Here is a 3350-nt window from a genome sequence, read left to right on the forward strand (position 1 = left end):
CCCACAGGGAGAGGGGACCGAACGAGCCACAACTCAACTACAGTATTCGCCCTCCGCGTCCCCCCTGTTACAGATTGGCTCCCGCTCCAGATCCCGACGCCACACAGCTCCCTCGCCCTGTGGGAGAGGGTTGGGGTTAGGGGACAAACTGACCAGCATTAAGCCCTCCAGACTGGCATTTTTTCCCCGTAAAACGTATAACTGTTCCCCTATTGATTATCGCTGCTAACAGATACCTGACCTATGACTGATCCACTGAGCCGCATCATTGCCACCGAACTGCAGGCCCGCCCGGAGCAAGTTGACTCCGCCATCCGTCTGTTGGATGAGGGCAATACCGTGCCGTTTATCGCACGCTACCGTAAGGAAGTTACAGGGGGCCTGGATGATACCCAACTGCGTCAGTTGGAAACTCGTCTGGGCTATCTGCGTGAACTGGAAGATCGCCGCAAAACCATCCTCAAGTCCATTGACGATCAGGGCAAGCTGACCGAGCAGTTGGCAGGGGCGATTAACGCCACGCAAAGCAAAACCGAACTCGAAGACCTTTACCTGCCCTACAAACCTAAACGCCGCACCCGTGGGCAGATCGCTATCGAAGCCGGTCTGGAACCGCTGGCAGACTCCCTGTGGCAGGATCCGCAACAGCAGCCAGAACAGCTGGCCGAAGGCTTTGTGGATGCCGAGAAGGGTGTGGCAGACGTTAAAGCCGCGCTGGACGGCGCACGCTACATCCTGATGGAACGCTTTGCCGAAGACGCTACCCTGCTGGCCAAGGTGCGTGACTACCTGTGGAAAAACGCCCATCTGGTGTCCAAGGTTGTCGAGGGTAAAGAAGAGGAAGGCGCGAAATTCCGCGACTATTTCGATCACCACGAACCCATCGCGCAAGTGCCTTCGCACCGTGCGTTGGCGATGTTCCGTGGCCGCAATGAAGGCGTGCTGCAACTGGCGCTGAATGCCGATCCACAATTTGAAGAAACCCCGCGTGAAAGCCAGGGCGAGCTGATTATCACCAATCATCTCAACCTGCGCCTGAACAACGCACCGGCAGATGCCTGGCGCAAATCCGTGGTTAACTGGACGTGGCGCATCAAGGTGTTGCTGCATCTGGAAACCGAACTGATGGGCACCCTGCGTGAGCGCGCCGAAGACGAAGCGATCAACGTCTTTGCCCGTAACATGCACGATCTGCTGATGGCGGCCCCGGCCGGTATGCGTGCCACCATGGGTCTGGATCCAGGTCTGCGTACCGGGGTTAAAGTGGCCGTGGTTGATGCCACCGGCAAGCTGGTTGCCACCGATACCGTTTACCCACATACCGGGCAGGCGGCCAAAGCCGCTGCGGTGGTGGCTGCGCTGTGCATCAAACACAAGGTTGAGCTGGTTGCCATCGGTAACGGCACCGCCTCCCGCGAGACCGAGCGTTTCTTTGCCGAGCTGCAACAGCAGTTCCCGGATGTGAAGGCCCAGAAAGTGATCGTCAGCGAGGCTGGCGCTTCGGTGTATTCCGCTTCCGAACTGGCCGCGCTGGAATTCCCGAACCTCGACGTTTCGCTGCGTGGTGCGGTTTCCATCGCCCGCCGCCTGCAAGATCCACTGGCGGAGCTGGTGAAGATCGATCCTAAATCTATCGGCGTGGGCCAATACCAGCACGACGTCAGCCAAAGCCAGTTAGCCAAGAAGCTGGACTCGGTGGTGGAAGACTGTGTGAACGCCGTTGGCGTTGACCTCAACACCGCCTCCGTGCCGTTGCTGACCCGCGTCGCTGGCCTGACCCGTATGATGGCGCAGAACATCGTCACCTGGCGCGACGAGAATGGCCGTTTCAGCAACCGTGAACAACTGCTGAAAGTGAGCCGTTTGGGGCCCAAAGCCTTCGAGCAGTGCGCAGGCTTCCTGCGTATCAACCACGGTGATAACCCGCTGGATGCCTCAACCGTCCACCCGGAAACCTATCCGGTGGTGGAACGTATCCTGGCCGCAACCCGCCAGGCGCTGCAAGACTTGATGGGTAACCCAAGCGCGGTGCGCAGCCTGAAAGCCAGCGACTTTACCGATGAGAAATTCGGCGTACCCACGGTCACCGACATCCTGAAAGAGCTGGAAAAACCGGGCCGCGATCCACGTCCGGAATTCAAAACCGCCACCTTCGCCGAAGGGGTAGAAACCCTTAACGACTTGCAGGTGGGCATGACCCTGGAAGGCTCGGTCACCAACGTCACCAACTTTGGTGCCTTTGTGGATATCGGTGTTCATCAGGACGGCCTGGTGCATATCTCGTCACTGGCGGACAAGTTCGTTGAGGATCCACACACCGTGGTGAAAGCTGGCGATATCGTCAAGGTAAAGGTGATGGAGGTGGATCTGCAGCGTAAGCGTATCGCGCTGAGCATGCGCCTGGACGAGCAACCGGGCGAAGGTTCCGCACGCCGTGGCGGGGGCAATAATAATGCCCCAGCACGCGATAAGACTTCGCGCCCGGCGGCCAATAAGCCTAAGCCACGCAACAGCACTCCGGCGGGTAACAGCGCCATGGGTGACGCGCTGGCCGCTGCATTCGGTAAGAAATAACAGACTGGGGGGCTCCCTCTTTCGGCATTCCCCCCTCGTTCATCAATGTTAATGAACGAGGGGGCAGGAGTTCCAGGAAGAAAGCATATTAATGGGCCAAAATGCGTTTATGCTAGCGTCAAATTGACTTAGGTGGATATCCTCCAGATAATCTGGCTAGTTATTTCAACAAAACTCAACTCATTGATAATACTAGTTATTATATTACAGGCTCGCCATTAATCGCGTCCGTGTTTCCATTAATATTACTCCCAACATATTTTTTCCTGTTCCATCGCCACCATCAGCCCAGTAGTTATCATTTTTAGTATGTTCTACTAATCGACTGTTTCCAGTTGATAACAGTAACTCTCTAGCGCCCTCGTTCTGCTTGAATTTTTCCAATACCGCGAAGCGCATAACATCATCCTTAACGCTCTCCCAATCTTCTCTTAAGGGATGCCTTCTGTCCCGCCCCATGTTGGCAACTTCCATTGGGGATATGACATTCCTCATGGTATTGCGTAGCTCATCATCATGAAATTTTTGTGCTTGAAAATAGTGCTCTACGGTTCTCCAGTGCACGCCTTCAATCCAAAATCCATGTTTAGAAAAGTTAGAGAACTCACCGAAAAGTTCGTCCACTCGATAAAATAGTATGGTTTTACTCATTGCTTTCATCATCCTTGGAATGCGGGGGTTTTGCCATCTACTCACCCCCTAAAGTTTTTATTCTATCCAGTAGGTGAGACTGCTGACAAACTTTAACCAGCTGCTCCGTAGATACTCTGTTAAGC

2 protein-coding genes are annotated in these 3350 nt (G+C 55.1%); one reads left to right on the forward strand and one right to left on the reverse strand.

The window, feature by feature from the left end; all coding sequences use genetic code 11:
- The first annotated feature begins 243 nt into the window (after positions 1–243).
- Positions 244–2574, forward strand: a complete 2331-nt coding sequence (locus U869_RS0128990; protein WP_025123851.1) for a Tex family protein — start codon at positions 244–246, stop codon at positions 2572–2574.
- Between the two features lie 204 nt (positions 2575–2778).
- On the opposite strand, the gene U869_RS0128995 is transcribed toward U869_RS0128990, so the two are convergent.
- Entirely contained in the window at positions 2779–3225 is a 447-nt protein-coding gene (locus tag U869_RS0128995) for an NADAR family protein (RefSeq protein WP_025123852.1), read from the reverse strand.
- Positions 3226–3350: the final 125 nt, after the last annotated feature.

Source organism: Serratia sp. H1w (genome assembly GCF_000633355.1).
GTDB lineage: Bacteria > Pseudomonadota > Gammaproteobacteria > Enterobacterales > Enterobacteriaceae > Chania.